A 6394-nucleotide genomic window follows, 5' to 3' on the forward strand; every position below is an offset into this window, starting at 1 on the left:
CCGGAGACGCGGCAACCCTTTCCCCACCGGTGGCGACCAGGAAGCGCAAGGTTCCTCTCCCACGCAAGGAATGGGCATGACTGCACGAGCTGAACAGCGCGTCCGCCACCGCCGCCGGGTCACGAAGCGACGGGCGCTGATCGCCGGTTCCGCCGCCCTCGGCATCACCGGCGCCGCGATCGTCACTACGACACTGCTGTCCACCGCGGGCGCAGCGACCACCTGGCCGACGGCCAAGGGCAGCAAGGCCGTGTCGAAGACGATCGAGGTGTCGGGCACCTACGACGGCAAGCTCACCAAGTTCGTCGGCTCGGGCGCCCTGGGCACCGACAGCCAGGACGAGAACCAGGGCCCGATCTTCGAGCTCGCCGACGGCGCGACCCTGAAGAACGTCATCATCGGCACCCCGGCCGCCGACGGCGTGCACTGCCTGGGCAGCTGCACGCTGCAGAACGTGTGGTGGCTGGACGTCGGCGAGGACGCCGCCACCTTCAAGGGCACGTCCGCCTCGGCCGTGTACACGGTCTACGGCGGCGGCGCGAAGAACGCCGACGACAAGGTGCTGCAGTTCAACGGCGCGGGCAAGCTCGTGGTCAGCAAGTTCCAGGTGGAGAACTCCGGCAAGCTGGTGCGCTCCTGCGGCAACTGCAAGAAGCAGTTCAAGCGGACGGTCATCATCAACGACGTGGACGTCACCGCGCCCCTCAAGGCGATCGTCGGCGTCAACTCCAACTTCGGGGACACGGCGTCGCTGCGCAAGATCCGCATCCACGGCGACACCAAGAAGAAGGTCAAGACCTGCGTCCGCTTCAAGGGCAACAACACCGGCAAGGAGCCCACGGAACTGGGCACCGGCCCCGACGGAATCTCCTGCCTCTTCTCCGCGTCGGACATCACGTACCAGTGAGTGATCGTTCAGCCATGACGCAAAGCGCAGACCGCGGCCGCGCGCACGCTGCGGGTCGAGGTGACCGGGGAAACAACCACACCTCCATTTTCAGCGTCCCTTCTAGTGCGTGATCTGCTGGCCTGAGCCCCCCTCGGCCAGCACGCCGGCCAGAGCCCCCCTCGGCCGGCAGACGGACGCCCCCGCCGGTGACGACCGGCGGGGGCGTTCGCGCGGGTGCGCCGCGCCGGAATCCGTCCTAGTTCATCGTCGCGCCGATGGTGGTCGAGCCCGAGGTCAGGAAGGTGGTCGCGGGCAGCGAGCCGTCCGCGCCACGGGTGCCGTACGCCGTGGCCGCGTCCGTCGACTTGAAGGACGGGGTGCTGACGCCGCTGTCCCAGTTGTTCGCGGCGGAGACGGTGGACGGACCGAGCTTGTCCAGGCCGCCCTTGTCGCTCACGGCGAGGTTGCGGGCGAGCCGCGCCTTGCCCGTGGCGAAGTAGAAGCCGGCCTCGGTGTTGGCATAGGCGGTGTTGCGGTTCAGCACGATCGCGCCGGTGTTGGAGTTCTCGGTGAAGCCGTTGAGGGTGTTGTCCCAGGCCGCGTTGTCGTTGACGACGTGCGCGACCGCGACGCCTCCGCCGCCCAGCTTGAACCCGTTGCCGTTGCCCTCGAAGGCCGAGTCGTTCCAGCGGTTCTTGCCGTTGCCGAAGGCCCAGGAGTGCTCGATGGTGACCGGCGAGGAGAACTGCCAGAGGTCGAGGCCGTCGTCCGAATTGTTGTAGAGACGGGCGCCCGTCACCTTGTTCCCGGTCCCGGACCCGAACTTGATGGCGATGCCGTCGGCGTTCTGGCCGTGCCCGGAGGCGTCGTAGTTGCCGTAACTGTCGAGGTTCTGGACGAGGTTGTTCACGGTGTTGTCGCCGCGCAGGGTGAAGCCCGAGTCACCGTTGTTCGCGGTCACCAGGTTCTTGAAGACACCGCCGGTGGAGGAGGTGACCACGAAGCCCTGGGCCGGGGACTTCTGGAAGGTGAGGTTCTGCACGGTCCAGTAGCTGCCGTAGATCCCGGCGAGCCAGGAGCCGGCGGGCAGCTTGGAGCCGTCGATCCTCACCTTCTCACTGCCGTAGGCCTCAAGGGTGATGCGGTTGGAACTCGTGCCGCCGGCCGTGGACTTGAGGGTGGCCGCCGGGTAGTAGGTCCCACCGCGGACCTGGATGACGGTACCGGCGGTCGCGTTCCTCACGGCCGACTCCAGCTGGGCCGTGCTGGACACGGTGACCGTCGTGGTGGCGGCCTGGGCACCGCTGTTCGACAGGCCGAGGTAGACGCCGCCGGCCCCGGCGGAGACGGCCACCGCCGCAGCGATCGAGAGGGTGCGCGTCCTGCGGTGGCGTCCGGTGCTGTGCCGCACTGGGCGTTCCTTTCCTAGGGAGTTGGGACGCATTCCAGTTGCCGCCGTGGCCGGAAGAGGTTGCCGCGTCCGGACAAAAAAGCAGGACCGTCCCCGCTCGGATCATGGACCCGGCGGGGACGGTCCTGTTCGACCGTCCCGAGTACTAGCTCACGAAGTAGGTCGGGTTCGGGATCTTGTACGTCTGGTCGGCGTAGCCGCCGTCCAGGTCGGAGTACTGGTCGCCGAAGTTGGCGATGATCTCGTACCCGAGGTCGTCCTCGATGTGCTTGCGGGTGCCGGACTTGTACTGCACGGTCGTGCAGGTCCAGGTGCCCGGGGTGGCGCAGGCGCTCAGGTAGGCCGGCGGGTTGGCCTTGTCCTTGAGGAACATGTGGTCGGTGTCGAGGTTCACATCGGCACCGATCTTCTTCAGGTTCGCGACCGCGGCGGTGCGCTGCGCCTCGGACAGGCCCGAGTTGTAGAAGACCTCGACGCCCTTGGACTCGGCGTACTGGACCAGCTCGGGGCTGCCGAAGACGGCCGGACGGTCGGCCTTGTTCACGTAGTCGGCCCAGGTGGTCGAGTTGTACGTGTAGTTGTAGCGCTTCTCGTAGTCGAGGCTGAGCAGCAGCGTGTCGTCGATGTCGAAGACCACCGCGGGCTTCTCGCCCCAGTGGTGCGCCTTGCGTGCGGCGCGGTCGATGTACCGCTTGGCGGCGGCGTCGAGGTTCGCCAGGTCCTTGGCGTAGGGGCTGTCCGGGGACGCCTGGTACACACCGTTGCTGTCGGCGGTGGTGCCGTAGTACGTGTCGATGTCCTTCACCAACTGCCCGATGTTGTAGGGCTCGTGGGTGGAGTTCGCCGTCGACTGGTGAGCGGTGGCCGCGCCGGCCCCGTACAGGGCGCCGCCGACGACGGCACAGGCGGCGGTGATCGCCGCGAGACGCAGTGATTTATGCATGACAAAGGTTCTACGCGCGTCGCCCTGGTGAGCGCGAGGCCCGTTGCCTGATCGATATCAAGCCAGCAGGTGACACGGGCCTCACCTCACCCTTCCGGCTCAGTTCATGGTCGCCCCGATGGTCGTACTGCCCGTCGTCAGGAACGTCGTCGTCGGCAGGGAGCCGTCCGACTTACGGGAGTTGTACGTCGTGGACGCGTCGGTGGAGACGAAGGACGGGGTGGCGATGCCAGAGTCCCAGTTGTTGCCGGCGGAGACCACCGAGGAGCCCTTGGTGACCGGGCCGCTGCCGTTGCTCACCGCGAGGTTCTTGCCGAGGCGGGCGGCGCTGGTGGCGAAGTAGTAGCCCCGGTTGCCGTTGGCGTAGGCGGTGGTGCGGTTGATGACGATGGCACCGGTGTTGGAGTTCTCGGTGAAGCCGTTGCCGGCGTTGCCCCAGGCGGCCGAGTTGTTGACGACGTGCGCGACGACCTCGCCGTCGCCGCCCAGCTTGTAGCCGTTGCCGTCGCCCGCGAAGGCCGAGTCGGACCAGCGGTTGACGCCGTTGCCGAAGGACCAGGTGTGCTCGACGGTGACGGGCGAGGAGAAGGACCAGAAGTCGATCCCGTCGTCCGAGTTGTTGTAGAGGCGGGCTCCGGTGACCAGGTTCCCGGTGCCTGAGCCGTACTTGATGGCGATCCCGTCGGCGTTCTCACCGTGGTTCGCGGCGTCGTAGTTGCCGTACGAGTCGATGTTCCTGACCGTGTTGTTCACGGTGCCGTCGCCGGTGAGCGTGAAGCCGGAGTCACCGCCGTTGACGGTCTTGATGTTGTTCCAGTTGGTGCCGGTGCAGGACTGGCAGACGACGGCGCTGTCCGGGGAGTTCTGGAAGGTGAGGTTGGAGACGTTCCAGTAGTCCGCGGTGAGCTTGAAGATCCAGTCCCCGGAGGGCAGCGACGAGCCGTCGATCTTCACCGTCTCCGAGCCGTACGCGGTGAGCGTGACGGGCGAGGACGAGGTGCCGTTGGCCGTCGACTGGAGCGTGGCCGTCGGGTAGTAGGTGCCGCCGCGGACCTGGATGACGGTGCCGGCGGTGGCGTTCTTGATGGCATTGGACAGGTCGGTCGAGTTGCTGACCACCACGGTCGCGGCGTGCGCCTCAGTGGCGGCCAGACCGAGCACGACGGACGCGGCGGCGACCGAGAGTGCGGTGACGGTGCTCTTGATACGACGCATGACGTGCGGGTCCTTTCGTCGGTTCAGAGCGGGCGGATGGGTCGGGGGTGCCAGTCGCCGAGGTAGGCCGCGGGGGTGTGCAGTGCCGACTCGGCGTCGGTGAGCTGGGGCCGGTTGTCGGGGACGGTGATCACCGCGCCCGGCCCGGTGTTGCGGTACTCGCGAAAACGCATGGACTGCCAGGGGTAGGCGTCCCGCATGTTCGTGTAGGGCGCGGCCGGGTCGACGCCGGGCCCGATCCGGGTGTCCCGGACGACGAGGGACGGCCAGGCCGTCGTCTCGTACGACGGCACCCACGGCCGGGCCAGCTTGTACGCCCCGTCCTGTGCGCCGGAGGTGATCCGGGAGCGGACCGCGAGGATCCCGTGCGGGTTGGCACGGGCCGTGGACGGGGCGAAGACCATGCCCTTGGGGGTGAAGGGGACGTCCCGTTGCAGCGTGTGGAAGTGGCAGTGCTCGAAGACGGCGGTGGCCCGGCCGAAGACGAAGTCGACGTCGCCCTCGATGTAGCAGTGGTGGAAGTACTGCCGGTCGAAGGCGCCCAGCGCGGTCGTGTCCGCGAAGAGCGTGTCCTGGTGGGCCAGCAGCCGGACGTTCTCGAAGTGCGAGCGGTCCCCGGTGACACAGGCGGCGACCGCCTGGGTGCCGGTGATCTCCGGGTGGTCCGCGCGCAGCCAGTCGTTGGCGAGGGTCAGGTCGCGCACGGTCAGCCCGGCGGCGGCCGAGGTGAAGGTGGCGGAGCCCGCCGTGCCGTAGGTGCCCGAACCGTCGGGCTTCTGCGTCCCGTTGGCGTTGTCGTGGACGATGACGACGGCACGGGGGTCACGGGTGGCTCCCCGCAAGGTCAACTCCACCTTGCCGACCGGGACGTTGACGACTTCGCGGTACGTTCCCGGATGCACGACGATCGTCCGTCCCGGACCGTCCACCGCGTCCACCGCCGCCTGCACCGACCCACCGGGCCGAACGTGCAGGACACGGCGGTCGCGGGCGAGGGCGGGGCCGGCACCGGCGGCGCCCGGGGCCCCGGCGGCCAAGGCCCCGGCGCCACCGGCGAGGAGGGTGCGTCTGCGCATCGTCAGCACTCCTTCCACGGGGTCCAGTCGCCGAGGTAGGCCTCGCGGATCGCCGAACCGGCCTGTTCGTCGGTGAGCTGGGGCCGGTTCTCCGGGACGGTGATCCCGGCGCCCGGACCCGTGTTGCGGTACTCGGCGAACCGCTGGCTCTGCCACGGATGACCGGCCGACATGTCGGTGTAGGGCGCGACCGGATCGATGCCGGGGCCGAGCCAGGTGTCCCGGACGGTGAGCATCGGGCGGGCGGTGGGGTCGGAGCCGGGTACCCAGGGGCGGGCCAGCTTGTAGAAGGCGTCCGGGGCCTCGCTGCTGATCCGGCTCCGGGTGACGAGGTAACCCCGCGGGTTGGCGACCGCCGTGGAGGGGGCGAGGACGAAGCCGTACGGTGCCGTGGCCAGGTCGGTGCGGTTCAGGGTGCGGAAGTGGCACCGCTCGTAGACCGCCGTCGCCCGGCCGAAGACGAAGTCGACGTCGCCCTCGACATAGCAGTCGCGGTAGTACTGGCGGGCGAAGACGCCGAGCGCGATCGAGTCGGCGTAGAGGGTGTCCTGGTGGCCGAGGAACCGGCAGTGCGTGAAGGTGCTCCGGTCGCCCTGCACCTTGACGGCGACCGCCTGGGTGCCGGTGATCTCCGGGTGGTCGGCGCGCAGCCAGTCGTTGGCGAAGGTGATCCAGCGAGCCGTGAAGCCGTCCGCCTGCACGGTCGTGGTGGCGGATCCCGTGGTGCCGTACGTGCCCCCGCCGGGTTTGGGGCTGCCGGCCGCGTTGACGCTCCTATAGTTGTCAACTCGCTCCGGAGGCTGTCCGTGGAGCGGGTCGGAGCAGGTGGTAGACCTCGCGGATGACGTAGCGCTTGAGGC

6 protein-coding genes are annotated in these 6394 nt (G+C 68.6%); 1 reads left to right on the top strand and 5 read right to left on the bottom strand.

Features of this window, described 5'->3' with window-relative positions:
* Positions 1-76: 76 nt before the first annotated feature.
* A complete protein-coding gene (locus tag ACIPSA_RS46120; protein WP_402646952.1) occupies positions 77-907 on the top strand; it encodes a pectate lyase in 831 nt (276 codons plus the stop codon).
* Positions 908-1145: 238 nt separating this feature from the next.
* On the opposite strand, the gene ACIPSA_RS46125 is transcribed toward ACIPSA_RS46120, so the two are convergent.
* The 5 genes from ACIPSA_RS46125 to ACIPSA_RS46145 form a co-directional block, all read right to left on the bottom strand.
* Complete coding sequence (locus ACIPSA_RS46125; RefSeq protein ID WP_402646953.1) at positions 1146-2300, bottom strand: right-handed parallel beta-helix repeat-containing protein; 1155 nt, start codon at positions 2298-2300, stop codon at positions 1146-1148.
* 145 nt (positions 2301-2445) lie between these two features.
* Positions 2446-3243: an HAD family acid phosphatase gene (locus ACIPSA_RS46130; RefSeq protein WP_402646954.1), complete on the bottom strand. Its 798-nt coding sequence runs from the start codon at positions 3241-3243 to the stop codon at positions 2446-2448.
* A 99-nt stretch (positions 3244-3342) separates the two neighbouring features.
* A complete protein-coding gene (locus ACIPSA_RS46135; RefSeq protein WP_402646957.1) occupies positions 3343-4458 on the bottom strand; it encodes a chondroitinase-B domain-containing protein in 1116 nt (371 codons plus the stop codon).
* Between the two features lie 23 nt (positions 4459-4481).
* Positions 4482-5534 carry a pectinesterase family protein gene (locus ACIPSA_RS46140; RefSeq protein ID WP_402646958.1) on the bottom strand — a complete coding sequence of 351 codons (1053 nt, stop codon included), beginning with the start codon at positions 5532-5534 and terminating at the stop codon, positions 4482-4484.
* A gap of 2 nt (positions 5535-5536) precedes the next feature.
* The coding region (locus tag ACIPSA_RS46145) for a pectinesterase family protein (RefSeq protein ID WP_402646961.1) at positions 5537-6394 on the bottom strand (858 nt) is incomplete at its 5' end.

The organism is Streptomyces sp. NPDC086549, from assembly GCF_044746205.1.
In the GTDB taxonomy this organism is placed as follows: domain Bacteria; phylum Actinomycetota; class Actinomycetes; order Streptomycetales; family Streptomycetaceae; genus Streptomyces.

Bases quoted from the DNA above. Each gene is read 5' to 3' on its own strand.
- ACIPSA_RS46130 (WP_402646954.1), bottom strand. From the start codon at position 3,243: ATGCATAAATCACTGCGTCTCGCGGCGATCACCGCCGCCTGTGCCGTC.
- ACIPSA_RS46135 (WP_402646957.1), bottom strand. From the start codon at position 4,458: ATGCGTCGTATCAAGAGCACCGTCACCGCACTCTCGGTCGCCGCCGCG.
- ACIPSA_RS46140 (WP_402646958.1), bottom strand. From the start codon at position 5,534: ATGCGCAGACGCACCCTCCTCGCCGGTGGCGCCGGGGCCTTGGCCGCC.
- ACIPSA_RS46120 (WP_402646952.1), top strand. From the start codon at position 77: ATGACTGCACGAGCTGAACAGCGCGTCCGCCACCGCCGCCGGGTCACG.